Consider the following 22,894-nt stretch of genomic DNA (forward strand, 5'->3'; position numbering starts at 1 on the left):
CCAGCGCTGCTTTAGGCTTTCACGCTGATTGGGCCAGTTTTTGAGGCTCGCTTCCAAAAGCACGTTCAAACCAGAGCCGCGAAAGAGTTGGCGTAATCCCCGCTTTGCGTGATACTTTCTCTCGCGAACTTTCAGTGAAAGACCATAAACCAACGCTGATTTCGTCTTTGCCGCTACCCGAACGGCCAAGGACTTCAGGGCTGGCGCCAATCATTCGATATATCCGCACCATGCGCGCGTCAAAAACGCCAACGAAATGTTTAACACCGAAATTCTCCATGACCTCGCCCCCAGCCAACATTAATGCAGCAGCGGTGCGAGGTTCAGCGTCACGAGACAAACAAAAGCGTGTGCATTCCCAAATCGCCGGACTTCTTACTTCGCCGCCACCGAGAATATCTAGGAAATAATCATTGACCATTGTTCGCCCCGTTGTCGGAAGCAAACGCATAGACCCACCGTGAGAGCCATCGGGTTTTTGGTAGATAACATAAAGCGGATTTTGCCCGTCGTATTGATCTCGTTCATATCCGAATTTGTCTACACTCACATCCCAGCCAAGCCGTGTTTTGAACTGATCCGCCCGGTCCAAGAACATAGAATGTTGAAGCTGCGGCTCGCTGCGAAGTTCATCTGCGTAAAGATACCGGATCATCGTTTTCTCCCCTGTTGGTGATCAAGGAAGTTGAACGGTGATGTTAAACTATAGGTAAATTCAGCGTTCGCTGATGTGTGAAAAGGTTAAACAACAATTAAGCCGCGGCTCATCGCCCGCGCGACTGCATGCGTGGTATTGATTGCACCGAGCTTGAAACGCGCAGATTCGATGTAAACACGCAAAGTATGCTCTGAAATATCCATCGTATTGGCGGTTTGCGCTCGGTTAAAGCCCATGGCCAAATAGGTCATCGCATCTGTTTCGCGCGGCGATAGCGCTCTTGAAGCTTCGGGCAGCTTGTCTGGCTCAAACTCCAAAGCTTTTTGATTGAAATAGTGACCGAGAAGAATGAGTTGTCTGCGATGTTCATTAACGAATTCTTTCCATTCCTCGTCTGAACAATTGTGTGATGCGGTGAATAGCGCGTACTGCCCATTTGGCCCGCGAATTGGTATCGAAAAGCCTTGATTGCCTACGCCGAACTCAATTGCTTCGCGCTGAAAGCTTCGGGCAGCTTTGGAAGACCAATCCAAACGTTTCCAATCAACGGGATGAAACCGCTGATAACACCCAAGAACAACAGGATCGACGCGCAGGTAGTCTTGCTCAATATAGCGATCGACCCACGCAGGAGCATAAGTTCCGCATCCATATTGTTCACCCTGGCTGTTCACCCAGTGATAGACCATGTGGTCTATCCGAAACGCGTCTCTTAGACCAACGATCGCAACCTGAAGCTCATCAAGTTCTGTAGCGCGCTCCAGAGCGGCCAGCGTGCGGTCCACGTCCGCGAGGTGCAATATTCGAGCCAATGAGTGGCCTTTCGATCAATTGCTCGATCTCTACGGTCGCCATGCGATGAGTATCATCAAGATGCGCAGCGAGGTCAGGTAAACCGTTGATTGCCGCGAAATTTTTCAGATCCGTTAGAACGTCGAGTATCCAGTTGTGCTTCATACTAACTCTCCCCGTCAGTAGTTAATGAAAGGTTAATACAACTATAACACGAGCTGGTTAATTTCAGGTATTCACGAAAAACAACTCCCCAGAAATAGCGAGGAGGGTTTTCACAAGCTATTGGAACCTAAGAACTTAGGGGCTCCAACGTAAAACGCCCGCGATCACTATTGTGATTCGCGAGCGCTTTGTTTCTAGATTGGAAACAGTTAAGGCTTAACCAGCTGAAAGGGCGTCCTCAAATGTTCGCAGACCCGTTTTCGGAGCCTGAACAAGAACCGACATATTGCCTGGCTTATGCTCGTTGCGCAGCATCTTCATGTGCGCAGCAGGAAGATCATTCCAGTCGAACACTTCAGACATGCACGGATCAAGACGGCGCTGAACCATCAGCTTGTTCGCCGCTGCCGCCTGCTTTAGGTGCGCAAAGTGGCTACCTTGCAAACGCTTCTGGTGCATCCACATGTAACGCACGTCGAAGGTCAGGTTGAAGCCGGATGTACCCGCGCAGATCACAACCATACCGCCCTTTTTCACAACGAATGTAGACACAGGGAAAGTTGCCTCGCCCGGGTGTTCAAACACCATGTCGACGTTGTTGCCTTTGCCGGTGATATCCCAGATCGCTTTACCGAACTTACGCGCTTCTTTGAACCAAGCTGCATATTCTGGTGTGTTAACCGTAGGCAGCTGACCCCAGCAGTTGAAGTCTTTGCGGTTCAGAACGCCTTTGGCACCAAGGCCCATGACGAAATCACGCTTGTCCTCGTCTGAGATCACGCCAATCGCGTTTGCGCCAGCGGTGTTGATCAACTGGATCGCATAAGAACCAAGGCCACCAGATGCACCCCAAACCAGAACGTTTTGACCCGGCTTCAAATCGTGTGGCTCATGGCCAAACAACATGCGGTATGCAGTTGCGAGAGTAAGCGTGTAGCACGCGCTCTCTTCCCACGTCAGGTGCTTCGGGCGTGGCATAAGCTGCTGCGCCTGAACGTTTGTGAACTGAGCGAAAGAGCCATCTGGTGTCTCGTAGCCCCAGATACGCTGGCTGTCAGAATACATCGGATCGCCGCCGTTGCACTCTTCATCGTCACCGTCATCTTGGTTGCAGTGGATCACAACTTCGTCGCCAACTTTCCAGCGCTTAACCTTGTCACCAACGGCCCAAACGATGCCAGAGGCATCGGAACCTGCGATGTGGAATGGCTGGCCGTGTCCGTCGAATGGGGAAATCGGCTTGCCGAGAGATGCCCAAACACCGTTGTAGTTCACGCCTGCCGCCATAACGAGGACCAGCACTTCGTGGCTGTCCAGCACTGGCACGTCGAGAACTTCTACTTCCATCGCCGTATCAGGCTCACCATGACGCTCGCGGCGGATCGCCCAAGCATACATTTTCTTAGGTACATAGCCCATTGGAGGCATTTCGCCTATTTCGTAGAGGTCTTTTTCAGGCGCGTCATACGCCACAATTCCGGTTTCTGTATCCAGAGCCATGATGGCCTCCTGCAATTAATGTCGCCGCAACGCAGAATCGTTGCTGTGGCACAGGAAGTAGACAGCCTCGCGCAACAATGCAACATCGGAAAGTCAAATTTGGTAATTTTATAACCCAGCAGACGCAGCAATTATGCTGCACGCGCATCATTAGCGCGAAAGATGTCGAATGGAATTAGCATAATACTCAAGAGCAGCGCGTTGATCATCATCGACAATCACCAGACCGTCCTCGACTCGCAAAATCTTGCGCTCCGTAAGGTGTTTCAACGCAATTTCCGCGGCATACTCGATACTATCGCGCGGCATATGCACATGAGCACTGCGCATAGTCTCTAAGCGCGCATTCATCAAATTGGGCAATTCCGCCTTAAGAGCGGAAGATTGATCCACTAAGGCAGAGGCGAGCAGCGGAACAGGCACAATGGGAACAACATCAGCGATACGTGCCATTAGTTCTTGGGCGAGTTGCTCAGCATCCGCCCCGCCGTGCTGTTTTGAATGCGCGCGCAGGGAAACCGCAGGGCCGAAACTCACTGCAGCATATCCAAATCGATGAAAGCGGCCGCGCAGCCGCAACCATAGCTGTTTCACGAAAAAGCCAGCAACCACGCTGATGCGCGCGCGGAAACGGCGCGTGCCTGCGGCGTCGGCAGCCATTAGAATGCGATCTTCAAGAACCCGATCATAATTCAATGCAACGGGTACAAAGAGAACGTCGCGCCCATCTTCCTCGTACCCATCCGCAATGTACTTCAGAAGGCCCAATTTTGCAGGTGCCAGCTTTCCATCCAAAGACAATCCACCTTCAGGAAACATCGCTTGGGTCACACCCGCTTGCGTCGCTAGATAAACATAACGGGCCAGCACGCGGCGATAGAGATCACCGCGTGATTTTCGACGAATGAAATAGGCGCCCATCGCTTTGATCAAACGGCTTAGCGGCCATACGCGTGCCCATTCGCCAACTGCGTAGGCTAGAGCAGATCGCTCGGATGCAAGGTATGTCACCAAGACATAGTCCATGTTCGAGCGATGGTTCATCACAAAGACAACAGTTGCATCTTTATCCAGAGAACTGAGGCCCTCTTCGTCGTGATACCCCAAACGCACACGGTAGAGCGCGTTGCTCAAGCCTCGCGCGATACGAATGGCAATTCCGAAATAAGCCGTCGCACTAAAGGACGGAACGATTTCGCGCGCGTATTTGCGCGCTTGTTCAAACGCGACGTTCTCTGGCACACTATTGCGCCGCGCGTGATCGGCAATCGCTTGGCTCACCTCGGGATCATAGATAAGGCGTTGGATCATGTCGTAACGTCGCGCCAACTTGAAAGGTTCAATTGGGCGCTCAAGTCTTTCGTTCACTCGCTTGACCACACGCTCCATCCTTCTGCGAAAGAACCAGCGCACAGAAGGAAAAAGAAAGTGCGACGCAAAGGTGATCACTGCGAAAAGCAGGATCAATATAAAGAGCCAAATTGGAAGTTCTACAGTTTGCGTCATCGCGCGACCCTTGCAGTAAGGCAAGCGAGGGTAAATATAATTCTTAGGCTTGCCGTTAGGAATATATCAAAATGTCGACCATCCGCATCACCAAAGGGTTTCATGATGACGAACGAAATCAGGTTGCCGCCCTTTATTGGGAAGCATTTGGTGAAAAGCTGTCCATAGGGCTGGGCCCAGATAACAAGGCTCTGAATTTTCTTGCACGTGTCGCAGATCCCGATTTCGCCCTTTGCGCACGCGACGAAAGCGGGACGCTGCTAGGGGTCGCAGGCTTCAAAACAAACGAGGGTGCCCTGATAAACGGCGGGTTGGGGGACCTCCGTGCAACCTATGGATTTCTAAGTGCGCTTTGGCGCGCAGCTTTGTTAACTATAGTTGAGCGCAAGCTTGAACAGAACTCACTCCTTATGGACGGGATTTTTGTCACGAAAAGCGCGCGTGGCTTAGGGCTCGGCACAGCGCTGCTCAATGCGATCAAACAAGAAGCCGAAACGCGCAATTGCAGCGACGTTCGCCTCGATGTGATCGACACCAATCCTCGCGCGCGATCGCTATACGAACGCGAGGGCTTTGTTGCAGGGGGTATTCAATCGCTTGGGCCACTAAAGCACATCTTTGGCTTTTCCAGCGCAACCGAAATGCGATTTACGCTGCGCCCGCATTCGCGATAATGCCGCAACGCGGCGAATTGACAGTTGCGCAAAATTCCACATATACAGTGTGAAACGTAATTAAATTACCCAGACTGATTCAAGAGGCGCGCTATGTCCGACACCCAAACTGCCGTGAAAAAAGATCGTCCTTGGCTCATTCGGACCTACGCAGGTCACTCTACAGCCAAGGCCTCAAACGCTTTGTATCGTGGCAACTTGGCCAAGGGTCAGACTGGCCTTTCCGTGGCTTTCGATCTTCCTACCCAGACAGGCTATGATAGCGACCACGTTCTCGCGCGCGGCGAAGTGGGCAAGGTTGGCGTGCCTGTGTGTCACCTTGGCGATATGCGCACCCTGTTCGATCAGATTCCGCTTGAGGAAATGAACACGTCCATGACGATCAACGCGACGGCCCCTTGGCTCCTCGCGCTTTATGTCGCCGCCGCTGAAGAGCAAGGCGCGGATGTGTCCAAACTGCAAGGCACGGTTCAGAACGATCTGATCAAAGAGTATCTCTCGCGCGGGACATATATTTGCCCCCCTGCCCCGAGCCTCAAGATGATCGCGGATGTGGCGGAGTATTGCTACACGAACATCCCCAAATGGAACCCGATGAATGTGTGTTCCTACCACCTGCAAGAGGCGGGCGCGACGCCGGAGCAGGAACTCGCCTTCGCTTTGGCAACAGCAACGGCCGTTCTCGATGAACTGCGCCCACGCGTTCCTGCCGAGGATTTCCCGACGCTCGTTGGTCGTATCTCCTTCTTCGTGAACGCGGGCATTCGTTTCGTCACCGAGATGTGCAAAATGCGCGCCTTTGTCGANNTGTGCAAAATGCGCGCCTTTGTGGACCTTTGGGATGAGATTTGTCTCGAGCGTTACGGCGTCGAAGACCCCAAAATGCGTCGTTTCCGCTATGGTGTTCAGGTCAACTCACTTGGCCTGACCGAGCAGCAGCCGGAGAATAACGTCTACCGTATCTTGATCGAAATGCTGGCTGTGACCCTGTCCAAAAATGCCCGCGCGCGTGCTGTTCAGCTGCCCGCATGGAACGAAGCCCTTGGCCTGCCGCGCCCGTGGGATCAGCAATGGTCCATGCGTATGCAGCAAATTCTGGCTTATGAGACCGACCTTCTGGAATTTGACGATCTCTTCGATCAAAACCCTGCGGTAGATCGCAAGGTTGAAGAGCTGAAAACAGGTGCACGCGCGGAGCTTGCGAACCTGGATTCAATGGGCGGCGCGATTGACGCGATTGATTACATGAAGTCCCGTTTGGTCGATAGCAACGCGGATCGCCTCAACAAGATCGAGCGCAACGAGACCATCGTTGTAGGCGTGAACAAATGGCAACAGGGCGAACAATCGCCGCTACAGACCGAAGATGGCGGCATCATGGTTGTTGATCCAGCGGTTGAGGGCGAGCAGATCGAGCGTTTGAACGCGTGGAAAGCGGAACGCGACGACGCTGCGGTCCAAGCCGCGCTCGCGGCGCTGCGAGAAGCATCCTCCAAGGGCGAAAACGTTATGCCTGCGTCCATTGCCGCCGCAAAGGCTGGCGTCACGACCGGCGAATGGGCCGCGCAAATGCGCACGATCCATGGTGAATATCGCGGCCCAACAGGTGTTTCCGCGTCTGTGTCGAACAAGACCGAAGGTCTGGACGATCTGCGCGAGGCCGTGAACGTGGTCAGCGACAAGCTGGGCCGTCGTCTCAAGTTCCTTGTGGGCAAACCAGGTCTTGATGGTCACTCCAACGGCTCCGAGCAGATTGCCTTCCGCGCGCGCGATTGCGGCATGGACATAGAATACGACGGCATCCGCATGACACCCGAAGAACTGGTTGCCTCTGCGCTGGACACACAGGCGCATGTTGTTGGCCTTTCGATCCTCTCAGGCTCGCACATCCCGCTTGTCGAAGACTTGATGAAACGCATGCGCGAAGCTGGTTTGGGCGATACACCTGTCATCGTTGGTGGCATCATCCCTGACGACGATGCGGAGCGCTTGCTCGCGATGGGGGTTGCGCGTGTCTACACGCCAAAGGATTTCGAGCTGAATGCCATCATGAAAGACATCGTTACACTCGCCGACCCAACGGCACTTGCAGCTGAGTGATTGACCTAAAAGCGGGGCGGTCCTACCGTCTCGCTTATGAGCAATACCCTTTCAATCCGCCCGCTTGAGCGCAGCGATGAAGCCGAATGGCGCCGTCTTTGGACCGCCTATTTGGACTACTATGAAACCTCTGTTGCAGAAGAGGTCTATGCCACCACGTTTGCGCGCTTGATCGATCCCTCGCATAGGCAGCAGTGCGCGGCATTGGCCGTTAAAGACGGAACGCCTGTTGGATTGGTCCATTGGATATCCCACCCGCATAATTGGAAAATTGAAGACGTTATCTATCTGCAAGACCTCTACGCTGATCCCTCTGTGCGCGGATCAGGTATCGGTCGCGCATTGATCGAGCATGTTTATGAGATTGCAGACCAAGGGAACACGCCAACGGTCTATTGGATGACGCAAGAATTCAACGCCACAGCGCGCCTTCTTTATGATCGAATTGCAACTCTTTCACCCTTCATCAAATACGGACGATAGCTTCAAAAGAAGATGCATCCGAAATGCATTTTTCTTTTTTATTTCAAATAGTTGCTACGTCTCGTCGCAGGTCTCGACTGGCATCTTGTTTACCCTCAATTCGCCCATACCTCAATTGTGTGAGAAGGCAAAATGGAGGGTAAACAATGGCTACGATTACTTATGGAAATGGAAACCAAGGGATCTGGTTGCTCGAAGATTTGTATTCGTTTGCGTTGGTATCGCAATCAGAGACTGAACTCGTTCTTCAGTACAATGAAACTGAACTAGGCCCGCATGATCCAACGGTTCACCCGTGGCAGTACAAGCTGACCTTGGTTGACGCTGTCGCGCTACCACCGCAGGATCCTGAGGCACCGTTCGGCGAGCTTGATTTCGTGGCAGGAACGCTGTCGAGCATTACGGCATTTGATCAATCTGGAGCGCAAATCGCGCAAATCGGCGATTTGGATTTAAGGTTGGATTTGCTGAGCGTGTATTCCAACATTCAAGAAGGCATCGCCGCTCAGAAATACGTCTACTCTGGCGATCATACGATCACAGGTGCGTCCGATAGCAGTAACCCAATGGTCGGATGGGACGATGACAATATACGCACTGGCACCGGCGACGACTCTGTCAGCGCGGGCAGAGGTATGGATACAATCACCGACGCTGGGGGCTCTGATTACTACCAAGGCGGTAAGGGCGTAGATATCCTTTCCTACCAGAACTGGATTTATGAACCCCAATTGGCAACGCAAGGAATTGTTGCCGACATAAATGACGGCACGGTTGTCGGCCCCGATGGCTTCACCGATACGATTGTCGGCATCGAAGGGTTTGTTGGCTCTTTCCTGGACGATATTCTTCGCGGGAGTATCGAAGACAATGCGTTCATCGGCTTGCAAGGTGACGACACGATCAATGGGCGTGGAGGCTTTGACATCGTGGATTACAGCCATGACATCGAACAAGGTGGCCGCTTTGGTATTCAAGCCAACTTGAAAAAAGGAACCGTTCAGGATGGATTTCACAACGACGATACCCTGAAGAATGTCGAAGGAATTATCGGTACGCGGTCGGATGATGTGTTGCGCGACAACAAGCAAGATAACTACCTAGCAGGTGGCGAAGGCTGGGACGTGCTTAAGTCTGCAATGGGCAACGACACACTATCTGGTGGTGCGCACGACGACATGTTTGTCTTTATCGGCAATTCATTTGGCCATGATGTCATTACCGATTGGGATCAATTCGATTTCATTCTGGTCGAGAACATTTCCTCCTTCGAAGATCTGACGATCTCTCAAAATGGCTCGTCTGCCATGATCGACTGGAATGGCAATACAATTGAATTGTTGAATACGGACTCAACAACGCTCGATGAGTTTAACGACTTCGTATATGCTTAACTTCTAGTATCAAGCCGCCATTCTGGCGGCTTGATCTATCTTCGAAGCCCGACTCCATCCGTACAACCTCAGAATGAATCCATACGACTTCGGCTTGCTTGAATGTGACTCCTCCATATACCCTTGATCATCACAATTTGATTTGGAGGGAATTTCTTATGGCTAATATTACCTATTATAATGGCAACGAGGGCGTTTACTTTTTACGCGATGTGTTTTCTTACGAGATCACCAGCGTCTCATCGACCGAAATTGTCATGCAATACAACGCGTCAGAATTGGGCACATTCGACTCTGGGCGCCATGCTTGGGAATACAGGCTAACGGTCGTTAATCCAGAAACTGACACGCCAGATGATCCAAATGCACCGCCTATGGCCGTCGACTTTACGGGCGGAACTCTAACCCAAATTCAAGCGTTCAACATGGCCGGAGATTTGGTTTGGGACATGAGTGGACTAAACTCCTCTTTGTCCCTCCTCAGCAACTTTGCCAATGACAACCAAGGATTCAACGCCAGCAGCTACATATACGCTGGTACGCATACAATTACCGGAGCCTCCGATAGCGCCGCTCCCTACGATTGGAATGGCGATGCGATCCGCACAGGTTGGGGCGATGATCTCGTGGAAGCAGGGCGCGGCGATGACTTCATCGAAGATCGCGGCGGCAGTGACACCTATAAAGGCGGTAAGGGCTCGGATACGGTTTCATATTCATCCGCGTACTATGACCCAGCCTTCGCGTTTCAAGGTGTTGTTGCGGACTTAGCGGCAGGAACCGCGACAGGCGCTGACGGTGAAGTCGATACCTTAATTTCAATCGAACGGTTACGTGGTTCTTTTCTTGCGGATACCTTACTGGGCGATGAAGATAATAACACTTTCAATGGCATGCAGGGCGATGACACGATAAATGGCCGCGATGGTTTTGACGTTCTTGATTATCGCAGAGACGCGGATCAAGGTGGGCGCTTTGGGGTACGTGCTGACTTGAGCGAAGATCGTGTGCGCGACGGATTTCACGATGATGACACCGTTACCAATGTCGAAGGCATTCGCGGCACGGAATTCCGCGACAAGATGCGCGACAACAAGCAAGACAACTATTTCGAAGGACGCGGAGGCAACGACCTTTTGCGTGTAGCCAAGGGCAACGACACGCTTGATGGCGGTGCTGGAGAGGATCGCTTTGTCTTCCTTGGGAACAAATTTGCCCATGACATCGTCCTCGACTTTGAAGATGGTATTGACGAGATTAAAATCGACAACGCCGCAAGCTTCGCTGAATTAACAATCGTTGACGACGGCCCAAACACCTTGATCCAGTGGAACGGCAACTCGGTGAACCTTCTCAACACCGAGCATACTGACATCACAGCGGATGATTTCGTTTTCTGATCCTGTTGATGTTTGACATACTGCGCTGGCGGGGATTCCTCGCCAGCGTTTTTATTTTGAAGGAACCTCCCTATGACAATCCACATCGGTGCTGAAAAAGGACAGATTGCAGAAACTGTGCTGATGCCGGGCGATCCGTATCGGGCGAAGTGGGCCGCCGAGACCTTTCTGGACGATGCGACTCTTGTAAATGAAGTGCGCGGCATGTTGGGGTTTACCGGCACGTGGAAGGGTAATCGGGTCACGATCCAAGGCAGCGGCATGGGCATGCCATCCTTATCGATTTATGCCAACGAGTTGCTCAAAGATTATGGGGCCAAGACGCTTATTCGAATTGGGTCCTGCGGAGGCATGCAACCTCATGTCGCAATTCGCGATGTTATTATCGCGATGACAGCAACGACGCTTTCAACGCCATCACGTGGCTTCTTTAAAGAAGTGAATTTCGCACCCTGCGCTGACTACCAGCTTTTACAAGCTGCCGCGCGCGCCGCAGAGGCAAAGGGTACAAAAACGCATGTTGGCGGCATCTATTCATCTGACGTATTTTATGACGAACGCCCTGACCTGAACGAGCAAATGGTGCGTCACGGAATTCTCGGCGTCGAAATGGAAGCCGCGGAACTATACACCTTAGCAGCGCGCTATGGTGCCCGTGCGTTGGCAGTTCTTACGGTGTCTGATCACCTACAAACTGGCGAAGCCTTGCCCGCGTCCGATCGCGAAAGCAGCTTTGGAGAGATGGTCGAAATCGCTTTGGAATCAGCCTTTTCCTAGCGACCATGCGAGCCGTCATAAGCATTAGGCTCTGGCGGCTCCCAACCTTTCAGCGTTCCCTCTTCAGGTTCAAACACTTCGATCAAAAGCGGAAAACACTGCGCCGCATCACTAGAATGGCTCGTTGAGCAATCTCCTCCGGGACAAGCGCTCAGAGCGCCAAGTATGTCAATTTCCGCAAAAAATTCAAAGTAGTCACTTTCCCGAACGGGGCTGGATTTCATGAAATACTGCCCCGTATCCCGCGTGAACCCTGTGCACATAAAGACATTCAGAACATCATGCACATGCGGCTCTGCCTCTTGTGTTGAACAGCCAAGATGGTTCGCTAACGCACGCGTAAGATTAGAGTGACAACAATGATGGTAGTGCGAGCCAGATAGTAAATGCCCAGTATAGGGATCACAGCGCGTTCCGATCACATCATGAACCGAGCCACCAAATTCGTCTATTCCATACCAATCAAGCGTATCTGCCGTTATAGTCACCATGGGACGCAAATTTGGGAAGGTAGACCAAAGGCTTTCGCCAGTGGTCACGTGCGTGCCGTGAAGTGCGCGGGTTTTGCCAGAATAAAAACGCTCGGTTAAGTCATTCGCATTCCACAGGTTCAAATCGCCCACTTGCGGGCCAGACGGTGCTGAAATGCGAACAAATTGGCCTGCTCTAGCAGTGAAACTTGCCGCATCACGCGGCGGCGCAATCACCTCGCCAACCTTCTTAGCTGTTGCACGCGCCCTTTGATAGAGAGCCAAATCCCGTTTTGGCAGGGTCTCAACAGGATAACAAACAACAGGTGGAATAGCGCGCCTTGCGTCTGCATCAGTTGGAATATTACTCATACTTCGCTCCAAATGCGATCAAGTTGCCCGACCTGCGGCGCGGCCTGAGAAAATGCAGCCTCCGAGAAACGTACCTTCTAGCGCATTATATCCGTGATAGCCGCCACCTCCAAAGCCCGCGACTTCGCCTGCAGCGAATAATCCGTCAAAGACAGTTCCGTCGGGACGCAGGACTTGGCTAGACAAATTGGTATGCAATCCGCCAAGCGATTTACGCGTCAGGATGTTAAGGCGAACCGCGATAAGTGGCCCGTTTTCCTGCTCAAGAATGCGATGCGGCTTAGCTGTGCGAATAAGGCGATCACCCTTATACGCACGGGCACCGCGAATGGCGGTGATTTGCGCGTCTTTGGAGAATTCATTTTCGATTTGCATATCACGCGCTTCTATCTGCTCGCGAATTCGAACAGGATCGAGCGGTGTATCCGGCGTCAGTTTATTCATCCCGACAATGAGCTGATCTAATGTATCGGCCACCACAAAATCTTCGCCATGTTTCTTAAACGCTTCGACGGGCGCTGGCGCGCCTTTACCCATCAAACGTGCCTTTAGAACGCTGGACCACTTGCCCGAAGTCAGGTCAGGGTTTTGCTCAGATCCTGAAAGCGCGAACTCTTTCTCGATGATTTTCTGCGTCAGGATAAACCAGCTATGTTCATGCCCCGTTGAAAGAATGCGTTTGAGCGTGCCGAGCGTATCAAATCCGGGCAGAAATGGCGCTTCCATGCGTTGGCCCAAGGCGTCGAACCACATAGAAGACGGACCCGGCAAAATACGGATACCGTGATTGGGCCAAATCGAATTCCAGTTGGCGAGCCCTTCCGTGTAATGCCACATGCGATCCCCGTTGATCGCGTCGGCCCCAGCCTCAATCGCAACGCGCTGCATTTGGCCATCCACGTAATCAGGCACACCCGCCACCATGCGTTTGGGCGCTGGGCCAAGCCGATCAGTGGGCCAATGCGCACGCACCATGTCATGATCGCCGCCAATGCCGCCCGTCGTCACGATCACAGACTGGGCCGAATACTCAAAACTATCGCTCACATCGCGATTAGAGCTGCGCCCGCGCTCGGCGGGATCAGTGCTCAAGACGTCACCGCTTACACCGCATGCAGCACCATTAGTGACGATCAGATTTGTAACGCGATGACGGAAGGCAAAGGTAATTTGCCCCGCCTCATGCGCTGCGCGCACCAGACGCTCAAACGGGGCGACTGTGCCTGGACCTGTACCCCATGTGATATGAAAGCGCGGCACGGAGTTGCCATGCCCGTTAGCAAGCGCTCCGCCACGTTCAGCCCATCCAACAACGGGAAACCAGCGATAGCCAATAGAGTGCAACCAAGGACGCATTTCACCCGCGGAGAAATCCAAAAACGCCTCTGCAGTCTTGCGCGGGTTTTCGTCTTCTGGGCGATCAAATTGCGCCGAACCCATCCAATCACTGAGGGCGAGCGCATGGCTGTCGCGAATACCCATACGCCTTTGCTCGGGCGTGTCGATCATGAACAAGCCACCCAGCGACCAATGCGCCTGCCCGCCCAGAGATTGCTCGCCCTCTTGGTCAAGCAACAGGACTTTGCGGCCCCGCGACGCGGCCTCGCTCGCTGCGACCAATCCAGCCAAGCCTGCGCCAACGACTATTACATCTGCCGATTGTTTGAGCGTCATCTCATCCCCTCCCAAGGTTTGAGGCCACTTTAACAGCGCAAGCACATCGCGCTAGACGTGTTTCGCGAAACGCCACGTCGCCCGATTTCGGGCGTTCAAACAAAAAGCCCCGCCAGCTTGCACTGGCAGGGCTTTGAGAATTTGAACTTTGAGCGCCTTATACTGAGCGTTCAACCATCATCTTTTTGATTTCTGCGATTGCCTTGGCTGGGTTCAGACCCTTCGGGCAAGTCTTCGCGCAGTTCATAATCGTATGGCAACGATAGAGTTTGAATGGATCTTCAAGTTCATCCAAACGCTCGCCTGTTGCTTCATCGCGGCTGTCGATCAACCAACGATACGCATGAAGCAGGGCTGCTGGCCCAAGGTAGCGATCGCCATTCCACCAATAGGATGGGCAAGACGTAGAGCATGACGCGCACATAACGCACTCATAAAGACCATCAAGCTTTTTGCGATCTTCTATGGACTGCTTCCATTCTTTCGCAGGGCGGTTTGTCTTTGTTTCAAGCCACGGCATGATAGAGGCGTGCTGGGCATAGAAGTGCGTCAGATCAGGGATCAAGTCCTTGACCACAGGCATGTGTGGAAGCGGGTAGATTTTCACGTCGCCTTTGATTTCGTCTATGCCGTAGATGCAGGCCAGCGTGTTGATCCCGTCGATGTTCATCGCGCAAGAGCCACAGATGCCTTCACGGCAAGACCGGCGGAACGTGAGCGTCGGATCAATCTCGTTCTTGATCTTGATCAGCGCGTCCAAAATCATCGGGCCGCAGTTGTCCATATCCACCCAATAGGTGTCCAAAGACGGGTTCTTACCATCGTCAGGGTTCCAGCGATAAATCTGGAATTTACGAAGGTTATTCGCACCCGATGGTTTCGGCCATGTTTTGCCGGACGTCATGCGGGAATTCTTGGGGAGGGTCAGTTCTACCATCGTCTCACTCCTTTAGAGAAACAGGCCTAGGCCGTTTTTTGAAATGCATTGAACCGTATCGGGACGCGAAGCGATGCCCGTCACAGTTTCAACCGTTGCAGGCGTTACGCCCGTTGCCCCAGCTTTCGCGATGTCGAAGATCTCAAAACGTGTCGCATTATCGATCACACAATCGGTAATCGGTGCAGCATTCACGCCCGGAAACTTCTGTGCCACGACGCCATTCACGACGCCCTTGGCAGTTTCGCGTGCCACCGTATCAGCAGTATCGTTGGCGACCTGACAGGCCCCCAATGCAAATGCTGCACATATGGACAAAGCCAAGCGCATTAGAATGTGCGCTCTTTCGGTGCGATTTTCTTGAGGCTGATACCGCCATCCGCTTCTGTAGTGAGCGGATCAACAACAACAGGGCGCTGCGTCAGCGTCACTTTGGTATCATCCACACGGGAAATCGTGTGAACACGCCAATTTTCATCGTCACGCGTTGCGTAATCCTCATGCGCATGTGCGCCGCGGGATTCTTTACGCGCCTCAGCGCCAACGATTGTCGCCAATGCGTTTGGCATCAGGTTCGTCAGCTCCAACGTTTCCATCAGATCAGAGTTCCACACGAGGCTGCGATCGGTGACTTTCAGATCACCCATCTTGCCAGCAACTGCAGTCATCTTGTCGACGCCTTCTTTCAGCGTTTTGTCGGTGCGGAAGACAGCCGCGTCAGCCTGCATGGTTTTCTGCATCTCAAGACGCAGCTCTGCCGTAGGCGTGCCGCCGCTTGCATTGCGCAGACCATCGAAACGATCAAAGGCCCAATCCACGGAAGCTTGGTTCAGCACTGGGTTAGGCGCTTCTGCATCGACAACTTTGCCAGCGCGGATCGCAGCGGCGCGGCCGAACACTACGAGGTCGATCAAGGAGTTTGAACCAAGACGGTTCGCGCCGTGAACAGAGGCACAGCCCGCTTCACCAACAGCCATAAGGCCCGGCACAACAGCGTTTGGATCTTTTGCAGTCGGGTTCAGCACTTCACCAAAGTAGTTCGTTGGAATGCCGCCCATATTGTAGTGAACTGTTGGCAGAACTGGGATCGGCTCTTTGTTCACGTCAACACCTGCGAAGATTTTCGCGCTTTCGGAAATACCCGGAAGACGCTCTGCAAGTGCTTCAGGTGGCAGGTGCGAGAGGTTCAGGTGGATGTGATCCCCGCCTGCGCCAACACCGCGGCCTTCGCGAATTTCCATCGTCATGCAGCGAGACACGTAGTCACGCGGCGCGAGGTCTTTGTAATTCGGCGCGTAACGCTCCATGAAACGCTCGCCCTCGGAGTTGGTGAGATAACCACCTTCGCCGCGTGCACCTTCAGTGATCAAGCAGCCAGAGCCGTNNTCGGAGTTGGTCAGATACCCGCCCTCGCCGCGCGCGCCCTCGGTAATCAGGCAGCCGGCGCCGTAGATGCCGGTCGGGTGGAACTGGACGAACTCCATATCCTGCAGCGGCAGGTTCTGGCGTGCGACCATGCCGCCGCCGTCGCCTGTGCAGGTGTGCGCGGACGTCGCAGAGAAATAGGCACGGCCATAACCACCTGTCGCCAAAACGACCATCTTTGCGTTAAAGACATGCATCGTACCGTCGTCGAGCTTCCAGCAAACCACGCCTTGGCACTGGCCGTCTTCGGACATGATGAGATCAATCGCGAAGTATTCAACGTAGAACTCCGCATTGTTCTTCAAGGACTGACCGTAAAGCGTATGCAGGATCGCGTGACCCGTGCGGTCCGCCGCGGCGCATGTGCGCTGCACGGGAGGGCCTTCGCCAAATTCCGTTGTGTGACCGCCAAAGGGACGCTGATAAATCTTGCCCTCTTCGGTGCGCGAGAATGGCACACCGTAGTGTTCCAGCTCGTAAACCGCTTTGGGCGCTTCACGGGCGAGGTATTCCATCGCGTCTGTATCGCCGAGCCAGTCAGAACCCTTGACCGTGTCATACATATGCCACTGCCAGTTGTCTGGACCCATGTTGGATAGGGACGCCGCGATGCCGCCCTGCGCCGCAACTGTGTGCGAGCGTGTTGGGAAAACTTTGGTTACGCAAGCCGTGCGCAGGCCTTGTTCGGCCATGCCAAGCGTCGCGCGCAGACCCGCGCCACCAGCGCCGACCACCACAACATCATAGTCGTGGGTTTCATATTCATAAGCTGCCATTTTGGTTGCTCCGAAACTTAAAGGGCGATTTTTGCGAGGGCGATCAGGCCGACTGCAATAATTGTATATGTGAAGCCTTGGGTCGCAATGATCAGCAGCTTTTCAGCGGGTCCATGCACATAGTCTTCAATGGCTTCATGCACTTCGCGCATCAAATGCACCATACCAACGATCAAAGTTAACACCGTAATGATCAACGGGAGAGGCTTTGCAAAGTAGACCAGCACGTCTTCGTAAGAGCCACCAAGCCCCAGAGCGAAGGTGATAACAAAAAGTGGGATCAGGGCTTGCAGCAGAATTGAGCTGACTAGGTGTTGCCAGTGATGCGCTGTGCCATCTCGTGCAGAGCCAGTTCCGATTGCTCGCTTGCGATCAGTAAGAAATCTCATGTCTCGCTCCTTAAAAGACGATTGCGACGATGACGGCAAAGGCCGTTGCCGCAATGAACATTACGATGCCCATATTCTCGGACGTGCGCACATCAAGGAAGTAGCCGAAATCCCAGATCACGTGACGAAGGCGCCCAAACATGTGGTAGAACATTGCCCAAGTCGCGCCGAACAGAACCAAATCACCGAGCCAGCTGCGCATCAATCCATCGATAAACGCAAAAGAGTCCTGCGACGTTGCTGCCGCCATCAGCCACCAAACCGGAAACACCGCGAGCACAAACAGTGCAATCGCTGTGATCCGCACCATAATAGATGACATAGAGGTCATTTGCGGGCGGTAAATCGTTAGATGGGGCGAGAGCGGGCGATTGCCCCTATTCACGTCAGCCATGTGCGTTTCCTTTCGGTTCTCTTGACCTCTGTTTTAAAGAAAAAAATTCTACTGTCACCTAACCTAGCGCTATCTGGGCGCGGTTTTTTGGCGCAATTTGCACTTTTTGTGTAATTTCGTGATCACAGCGCTTGGGCGTGTGATCACAAGCTTCCAGATTCCAAAATTTTAAGAGAATCCCTTGCTTCACTTCAAGCATCCTCCGAAATTGGAGAGGTCTAAAAGAAGAACCAAGCTCGGCTGAGCATCAAAATCACTCAAAGCCTTGTGATCACAAATTTAGTTAGCGCTCAATTTACTATCCAAACCAGTGAGCCAATCGGCCAATTCGCTGCACATTGTGATGCTTTGATCTTCCAAATCGTAAAACGCATTCGCTTCCCCGCAAGATTTAATATGCACGGTCATCTTCTGAGGCCAGTTGAATTCTTGGTTCAATGCTTCAATTTCGCTTTGGATGATCGGGAGCGGCGCTTTCGCACTTAACGAAAGCTCTTGGCTATACGCAGAGTTTTCCATCATCTCATCTAACACGCCGTTCCAGCTGTCAGATGCTAGGAGAAATTCGTCTTCGCAGCTTTCCGCGCGCTCGTCAGGCAGACCTAACTCCTGTGCAAAATCCTCACGCGCGTCTGGGTCTGCGCCGTAAAACAAGCAAACCGTGTTATAAAACCGTTGCTCATCTGGGCCGTGAACGTCCCAAAATGCAGGCTCTTGCTCGGCTTCCACCCAAAACAGCGCGGCTGCATCATAGGCGATCGCCTCTGCGCTTTCGCTGTCATAGAGCGCGTCAATCAAAAGAATAGACAACGCGTCAGCCGCGTCTTCCTCTTGACCAAAAATCGGTACTTGCATCTGGTCAATCACTGCATGGCCAAGTTCATGATAGAATATGGCCAGCAGATTGTTTTCTACAAAGTCAGCAAAAACAGGTGTCGGCAAAAGGGCCAATGCTGTTAGTGCCGCCCGTCTCATTTCGGCATAACTGCCCAATAATCGAGGTCGAGCAGAACCTGCGGCATGTATTTGCCGTTCTCGCCCTTCAATTCAAACGCCGCGTCGCCCTTGTACGCCACGAGGCGCAAACGGATCGCGCCAACGCCGGGTGCATCAGTATCTGCTTTGTCCAGAACTTCTGACCACGCGCGCACCGTATCACCACTAAAACAAGGGTTGGCATGTGCGCCGCCATTGAGGCCAACAATCATCTGTGCATTCGCAAGACCGTTAAAGGAAAGTGCACGCGCCATGGAAATCACGTGACCGCCATAGATCAAACGCTGCCCGTCATCACGGTTGGTCGCATCGAAATGCACCTTCGCGGTGTTTTGCCAAAGGCGTGTTGCGATCATATGCTCGGCTTCTTCAATCGTCACACCGTCAACGTGATCAATCGTTTCGCCAACAGCATAGTCACCCCAGCGATGCGGCTCGCCTGCAAGTGTCGTATCGTAGTTACTGAAATCGAGACCCGCAGGAATGCTCAAATCACTCGCTTCGAGCGTCTTTTTCAGCTCAGGAACAACCGTTTCGGGCGCAGGCGCATCAACATCGCGCTTGCGCACCATGACCCAGCGCACGAATTCCATTACGACCTCATCGCGCTGGTTGCGACCAGAGGTACGCACATACACCACGCCCGTTTTACCGTTTGAGTTCTGCTTAAGGCCGATCACCTCTGAGCTAGAGCGCAGTGTGTCGCCCTCGTACACTGGCAGCAACCAACGTCCCTCGGCATAGCCGAGGTTCGCAACCGCGTTCAGCGAAATATCAGGAACCGATTTACCAAAAACAACGTGGAAAGCAGCCAAATCGTCGATCGGAGAACCGTTCAAACCGCTGGAACGCGCGAATTCATCTGAGGAATACAAAGCGTGACGCGCTGGATAAAGCGCATGATAGAGCGCGCGCTCGCCGCCCGAAATGGTGCGCGGCACCGCATGGTCGATCACATCGCCAATAGAATAGTCTTCGAAAAAGCGGCCGGCATTGGTTTTGAGCATTACTGCGCTCCTAATTTCATGTCTGGTGTGTAATCCGCGTCGACATCCTTGGTGACGGCTTGGCCGCACCGCATAATGCCTTTGACTGGATCAAATGTTTGCGTGGGAGAGCCATAAAGCTCCCAGCCTTTTGCCAAAGCGTCAGAGACTTTGTGGCAAAAGGCGGAGGTGTCGTCTTCACTGAGGAATCGGTAGATTTTGCTCATTGAGTTAGCCTCCGAAGGGCGAAACGCCCAACCACAGGTGAATCAGTGCGGTGATCGTGAAAGTCACAAGCGTGATGATAATCAACAGCTTGTCTTTCTTGGCATCACCCGGCTCAGGACGATCCCAAGGACCAGCGCGGTTGATCAAAATGACTGAACCGACTGCCCAAGCCATCATGCCACCGAAGAGGATGATCGAGGCAAGATCCCCGTTCACCATCAAGTGCGCGAGCGCCCAAACCTTGACGCTTACCAGCATGGGGTGGCGCATTTTACCGCGCAAACGCCCTGTTGTTGCGCTCATCCCGAAGAGGAAGAATGCAAAGAGCATCAACAGGTTGTTGATATGAGTAAAGAAGCTCGGCGGCGTCCAGACGGGAATGAATTCCGCCCAGCGATAGCCAAAGATCATCAGCAAAAGACTAACGCCAATCGCCACTGCGACCAATCCCTTGCCCTTTTCACCCATTGCTGCGCGTTGCTCAGGCATCAAGCGTTTAAAATAATGGGCGAGTGTCCAAAGGATCACTCCGAGGATTAGAAGGGTCATGGCTGGCTTACTCCGCTGCTAGCGCTTCAATTGCCTTTGCTTTTGCCAGAGTTTCTTGTGCGGTTGCAACGTGAAGGTTTTCAACGATACGCCCATCAACAACAGCAACGCCCTGCCCGCTTGCTTCGACTTCTTCAAACGCCGCGATTTGACGTTTGGCCAACTCGATCTCAGCTTCGCTTGGTGCGAATGCCGCGTTGGTCACTTCGACCTGTGCAGGATGGATGAGCGTCTTGCCATCAAAACCCATGTCGCGGCCCTGATCGCATTCTACTTTCAGCCCTTCATCATCTTTGAACGCGTTATATACACCATCGACAATGATCAGCCCCTCAGCTTTCGCCGCAAGCAGGCACAATTGCAGCGACGTCAGCATTGGCAAACGGTCTGCGCGGAAACGGCTTTGTAGCTCTTTCGCAAGATCGTTGGTGCCCATCACCATGCCGTCCAATTTCGGATGCGCCGCAATTTCAACCGCATTGAGCATACCACGAGGGCTTTCCATCATCGCCCAAATTGGCAGATCGCCCGTGATCTCAGCAAGTGCGTCCAAGTCCGCAGGGCTTGCGACCTTTGGCAGCAAAACAGCATCAGCGTCCATTTCTGTTACCGCTTTTGCGTCGTCACGCCCCCACTTGGTGTCAAAGCCGTTGATGCGCACAATCTTAAATCGTGCGCCATATCCACCCTCAGCAAGCGCGGCTTTCAGAGTATCACGAGCGCTCTCCTTTTCTTCCAAGGACACTGCGTCCTCAAGATCAAAGATAATCGCATCCACAGGCAGGTTACGGGCCTTGTCCAAGGCTCGCGGCTTAGAACCGGGGATATATAGAACCGAACGGTAGGGGCGTTGACGCATGTCCATGGGAATCTTCCTCGCAATAAAGTTGCGCATTACTGGCCCATTTTTTGCATTTCATTCAAGCGTTAAATGCCGCGATGCAGCAAAAACCCATAAAATGCGAGACAACGCACGCACCTTTAACCTTATTTATACGGCTCGCCCTGCATGTTTGCTCTCATCGGACACCAAGGGAGGGCTGACCAGCAGGCCGCTGGAACATCTCAGCGAAGCACCGTCCGTAAAAAATGAACCTGTGCGCATCCTTTCGGCAAGGCCGAAGCGGCCAGAAATGCGCCTCCTATTTGAAGGAATGACGCTATGAAACAGCGGATGATGATCGGTGCACTTGGGTTTGGCATTTTGGCCCTCGCTGCGACCTCGGGTTTTGCCCAGAATGCCCGCAATTGCGCTCCGCGCGACGTGGTGGTTGAGCGATTGGCCAATAAATACAGTGAAGCACGCCAATCAGTTGGCCTAGGTGCCAATAATTCTATGGTCGAGGTTTTCGCAGCCGATGACACTGGCACATGGACAATCACTGTGACAATGGCGAACGGTCTAACTTGCCTTGTCGCGTCGGGCCAAAACTTTGAAACCTTGGCCGAGGCCCTGCCAGCAAAAGGGAATGACGCTTAGGTTAGAGCGTCAAAAATAAGTTTGGTGCCCGTTATCGTGAGCAACACGTAAGTTAGTGCAAAAAATAGCCGTTCGGGCACCAGAAAATGCGCCTTAACCCCTATCCACGCCCCGATCAGTGCGAAAGGCGCTAGCGCCAGATCAACCAACAATAGATCAAGGGTAAAAATACCGAGGAAGCCATAGGCGACGGCTTTTAACGCATTGATTACCCAAAAAACGATCACCGAATTGGCTTGGTACTCAGTCTTGGTCAAATCCAGCGAAAGCATATAGATCGCAGAGGGCGGGCCTCCGGCATGAGATACAAAGCTGGTAAACCCAGCCACCGCGCCCGCAGTATAACCAACGCTATCTGGCTGGTCTTTCTTTTCAATTGAAATCCAGCCACGCGCACGCGCAATCTGCCAAAACACGAACAGCAATGACATCGCCCCGATTAGAAAGCGGATCACATCATCATTCGTGATGCGATAAAGCGCTGTTCCCAAAAGAACCCCAGGGATCGAACCGATGATCAGCAATCGCGCAGAGGGCCAATTCCATTTTCCCCAATAGGGTTTAAGCGCCGCAATATCCATCAACATCAAAAGCGGCAGCATCAATCCAAGCGCTTGGCCTGGGGTCAAAACCAACGCAAGAATCGAAGCAGACGCAAAAGATGCGCCAGAGCCGAAACCTGCTTTGGAGATGCCTGCAAACAGCACAGCTGGCACCGCGAGTGCAAAAAATGAAATGTCCCAAAGCACGGCGCGGTCTCTCTATTTGC

General features: G+C 52.9%; 26 protein-coding genes and 2 pseudogenes. 9 read left to right on the forward strand and 19 right to left on the reverse strand.

The window, feature by feature from the left end:
* Nucleotides 1-19: 19 nt before the first annotated feature.
* The 5 genes from ACRBCU_RS08580 to ACRBCU_RS08600 all read right to left on the reverse strand — a co-directional run bounded on the left by ACRBCU_RS08580 (nt 20) and on the right by ACRBCU_RS08600 (nt 4,621).
* Complete coding sequence (locus tag ACRBCU_RS08580) at nt 20-655, reverse strand: acyl-homoserine-lactone synthase (RefSeq protein ID WP_431364967.1); 636 nt, start codon at nt 653-655, stop codon at nt 20-22.
* 86 nt (nt 656-741) lie between these two features.
* Nucleotides 742-1,443: a helix-turn-helix transcriptional regulator gene (locus tag ACRBCU_RS08585; protein WP_431364968.1), complete on the reverse strand. Its 702-nt coding sequence runs from the start codon at nt 1,441-1,443 to the stop codon at nt 742-744.
* Complete coding sequence (locus tag ACRBCU_RS08590) at nt 1,400-1,615, reverse strand: hypothetical protein (RefSeq protein ID WP_431364969.1); 216 nt, start codon at nt 1,613-1,615, stop codon at nt 1,400-1,402. Before ACRBCU_RS08590 ends, ACRBCU_RS08585 begins: the two co-directional genes overlap by 44 nt.
* 216 nt (nt 1,616-1,831) lie before the next feature.
* The gene (gene ccrA, locus ACRBCU_RS08595) at nt 1,832-3,115 is read right to left on the reverse strand and encodes a crotonyl-CoA carboxylase/reductase (RefSeq protein ID WP_431364970.1); all 1,284 of its coding nucleotides are present in this window, start codon (nt 3,113-3,115) and stop codon (nt 1,832-1,834) included.
* A 150-nt stretch (nt 3,116-3,265) separates the two neighbouring features.
* Complete coding sequence (locus ACRBCU_RS08600; RefSeq protein ID WP_431364971.1) at nt 3,266-4,621, reverse strand: 1-acyl-sn-glycerol-3-phosphate acyltransferase; 1,356 nt, start codon at nt 4,619-4,621, stop codon at nt 3,266-3,268.
* Between the two features lie 71 nt (nt 4,622-4,692).
* Here ACRBCU_RS08600 and ACRBCU_RS08605 point away from each other — a divergent pair, with 71 nt between their 5' ends.
* From ACRBCU_RS08605 to deoD, 7 genes and pseudogenes are all read left to right on the forward strand, one after another.
* On the forward strand, nt 4,693-5,295 hold the full coding sequence (locus tag ACRBCU_RS08605) for a GNAT family N-acetyltransferase (RefSeq protein ID WP_431364972.1): 603 nt from the start codon (nt 4,693-4,695) through the stop codon (nt 5,293-5,295).
* Nucleotides 5,296-5,388: 93 nt separating this feature from the next.
* On the forward strand, nt 5,389-6,101 hold a 713-nt coding region (locus ACRBCU_RS08610; protein ID WP_431364973.1), incomplete at its 3' end, for a methylmalonyl-CoA mutase family protein.
* A 2-nt stretch (nt 6,102-6,103) separates the two neighbouring features.
* Nucleotides 6,104-7,395 (forward strand): annotated as a pseudogene (locus ACRBCU_RS08615) (methylmalonyl-CoA mutase family protein); the annotation flags it as partial.
* Nucleotides 7,396-7,431: 36 nt separating this feature from the next.
* On the forward strand, nt 7,432-7,878 hold the full coding sequence (locus tag ACRBCU_RS08620) for an N-acetyltransferase family protein (RefSeq protein WP_431364974.1): 447 nt from the start codon (nt 7,432-7,434) through the stop codon (nt 7,876-7,878).
* Between the two features lie 146 nt (nt 7,879-8,024).
* Nucleotides 8,025-9,272, forward strand: a complete 1,248-nt coding sequence (locus ACRBCU_RS08625) for a calcium-binding protein (RefSeq protein WP_431364975.1) — start codon at nt 8,025-8,027, stop codon at nt 9,270-9,272.
* A 158-nt stretch (nt 9,273-9,430) separates the two neighbouring features.
* Nucleotides 9,431-10,672: a hypothetical protein gene (locus ACRBCU_RS08630; protein ID WP_431364976.1), complete on the forward strand. Its 1,242-nt coding sequence runs from the start codon at nt 9,431-9,433 to the stop codon at nt 10,670-10,672.
* A 72-nt stretch (nt 10,673-10,744) separates the two neighbouring features.
* The gene (deoD, locus tag ACRBCU_RS08635) at nt 10,745-11,449 is read left to right on the forward strand and encodes a purine-nucleoside phosphorylase (RefSeq protein WP_431364977.1); all 705 of its coding nucleotides are present in this window, start codon (nt 10,745-10,747) and stop codon (nt 11,447-11,449) included.
* On the opposite strand, the gene ACRBCU_RS08640 is transcribed toward deoD, so the two are convergent.
* The 13 genes and pseudogenes from ACRBCU_RS08640 to ACRBCU_RS08700 form a co-directional block, all read right to left on the reverse strand.
* Entirely contained in the window at nt 11,446-12,291 is an 846-nt protein-coding gene (locus tag ACRBCU_RS08640) for an urea carboxylase-associated family protein (protein WP_431364978.1), read from the reverse strand. The genes deoD and ACRBCU_RS08640 overlap by 4 nt on opposite strands.
* An 18-nt stretch (nt 12,292-12,309) precedes the next feature.
* Nucleotides 12,310-13,965, reverse strand: a complete 1,656-nt coding sequence (locus ACRBCU_RS08645) for an FAD-binding dehydrogenase (RefSeq protein ID WP_431364979.1) — start codon at nt 13,963-13,965, stop codon at nt 12,310-12,312.
* A 157-nt stretch (nt 13,966-14,122) separates the two neighbouring features.
* Nucleotides 14,123-14,902: a succinate dehydrogenase iron-sulfur subunit gene (locus tag ACRBCU_RS08650; RefSeq protein WP_431364980.1), complete on the reverse strand. Its 780-nt coding sequence runs from the start codon at nt 14,900-14,902 to the stop codon at nt 14,123-14,125.
* A 12-nt stretch (nt 14,903-14,914) separates the two neighbouring features.
* The gene (locus ACRBCU_RS08655) at nt 14,915-15,232 is read right to left on the reverse strand and encodes a succinate dehydrogenase (RefSeq protein WP_431364981.1); all 318 of its coding nucleotides are present in this window, start codon (nt 15,230-15,232) and stop codon (nt 14,915-14,917) included.
* Nucleotides 15,232-16,286, reverse strand: a 1,055-nt coding sequence (locus ACRBCU_RS08660) for an FAD-binding protein (protein ID WP_431364982.1), incomplete at its 5' end; no start/stop codon positions are given. The genes ACRBCU_RS08660 and ACRBCU_RS08655, both read right to left, overlap by 1 nt.
* A 2-nt stretch (nt 16,287-16,288) precedes the next feature.
* Nucleotides 16,289-17,103 (reverse strand): annotated as a pseudogene (locus tag ACRBCU_RS08665) (FAD-binding protein); the annotation flags it as partial.
* Nucleotides 17,104-17,120: 17 nt separating this feature from the next.
* Nucleotides 17,121-17,492 (reverse strand): succinate dehydrogenase, hydrophobic membrane anchor protein, encoded by a 372-nt coding sequence (sdhD, locus tag ACRBCU_RS08670; protein ID WP_431364983.1) that lies wholly within the window; start codon nt 17,490-17,492, stop codon nt 17,121-17,123.
* Between the two features lie 10 nt (nt 17,493-17,502).
* On the reverse strand, nt 17,503-17,886 hold the full coding sequence (sdhC, locus tag ACRBCU_RS08675; protein WP_431364984.1) for a succinate dehydrogenase, cytochrome b556 subunit: 384 nt from the start codon (nt 17,884-17,886) through the stop codon (nt 17,503-17,505).
* Between the two features lie 279 nt (nt 17,887-18,165).
* On the reverse strand, nt 18,166-18,861 hold the full coding sequence (locus ACRBCU_RS08680) for a DUF4344 domain-containing metallopeptidase (protein WP_431364985.1): 696 nt from the start codon (nt 18,859-18,861) through the stop codon (nt 18,166-18,168).
* A complete protein-coding gene (locus tag ACRBCU_RS08685) occupies nt 18,858-19,889 on the reverse strand; it encodes a MaoC family dehydratase (RefSeq protein ID WP_431364986.1) in 1,032 nt (343 codons plus the stop codon). The genes ACRBCU_RS08680 and ACRBCU_RS08685 overlap by 4 nt, the downstream gene beginning before the upstream one ends.
* Entirely contained in the window at nt 19,889-20,095 is a 207-nt protein-coding gene (locus ACRBCU_RS08690; RefSeq protein ID WP_431364987.1) for a DUF1737 domain-containing protein, read from the reverse strand. The genes ACRBCU_RS08685 and ACRBCU_RS08690 overlap by 1 nt, the downstream gene beginning before the upstream one ends.
* A 4-nt stretch (nt 20,096-20,099) precedes the next feature.
* Nucleotides 20,100-20,645, reverse strand: a complete 546-nt coding sequence (locus ACRBCU_RS08695) for an NnrU family protein (RefSeq protein ID WP_431364988.1) — start codon at nt 20,643-20,645, stop codon at nt 20,100-20,102.
* A 7-nt stretch (nt 20,646-20,652) separates the two neighbouring features.
* Nucleotides 20,653-21,510 (reverse strand): HpcH/HpaI aldolase/citrate lyase family protein, encoded by an 858-nt coding sequence (locus ACRBCU_RS08700; protein WP_431364989.1) that lies wholly within the window; start codon nt 21,508-21,510, stop codon nt 20,653-20,655.
* On the opposite strand from ACRBCU_RS08700, the gene ACRBCU_RS08705 reads away from it, so the two are divergent.
* Together ACRBCU_RS08705 and ACRBCU_RS08710 are read left to right on the forward strand one after the other, a co-directional pair.
* Nucleotides 21,503-21,811, forward strand: coding sequence for a hypothetical protein (locus tag ACRBCU_RS08705; protein WP_431364990.1), 309 nt, complete (start codon nt 21,503-21,505; stop codon nt 21,809-21,811). The two genes, ACRBCU_RS08700 and ACRBCU_RS08705, sit on opposite strands and share 8 nt — an antisense overlap.
* Nucleotides 21,808-22,125 carry a hypothetical protein gene (locus ACRBCU_RS08710; protein ID WP_431364991.1) on the forward strand — a complete coding sequence of 106 codons (318 nt, stop codon included), beginning with the start codon at nt 21,808-21,810 and terminating at the stop codon, nt 22,123-22,125. The genes ACRBCU_RS08705 and ACRBCU_RS08710 overlap by 4 nt, the downstream gene beginning before the upstream one ends.
* Here ACRBCU_RS08710 and ACRBCU_RS08715 read toward each other — a convergent pair.
* Nucleotides 22,122-22,874 (reverse strand): sulfite exporter TauE/SafE family protein, encoded by a 753-nt coding sequence (locus tag ACRBCU_RS08715; protein ID WP_431364992.1) that lies wholly within the window; start codon nt 22,872-22,874, stop codon nt 22,122-22,124. The genes ACRBCU_RS08710 and ACRBCU_RS08715 overlap by 4 nt on opposite strands.
* Nucleotides 22,875-22,894 lie beyond the last annotated feature (20 nt).

It is taken from the genome of Planktotalea sp. (assembly GCF_050633725.1).
In the GTDB taxonomy this organism is placed as follows: Bacteria; Pseudomonadota; Alphaproteobacteria; order Rhodobacterales; family Rhodobacteraceae; genus Planktotalea.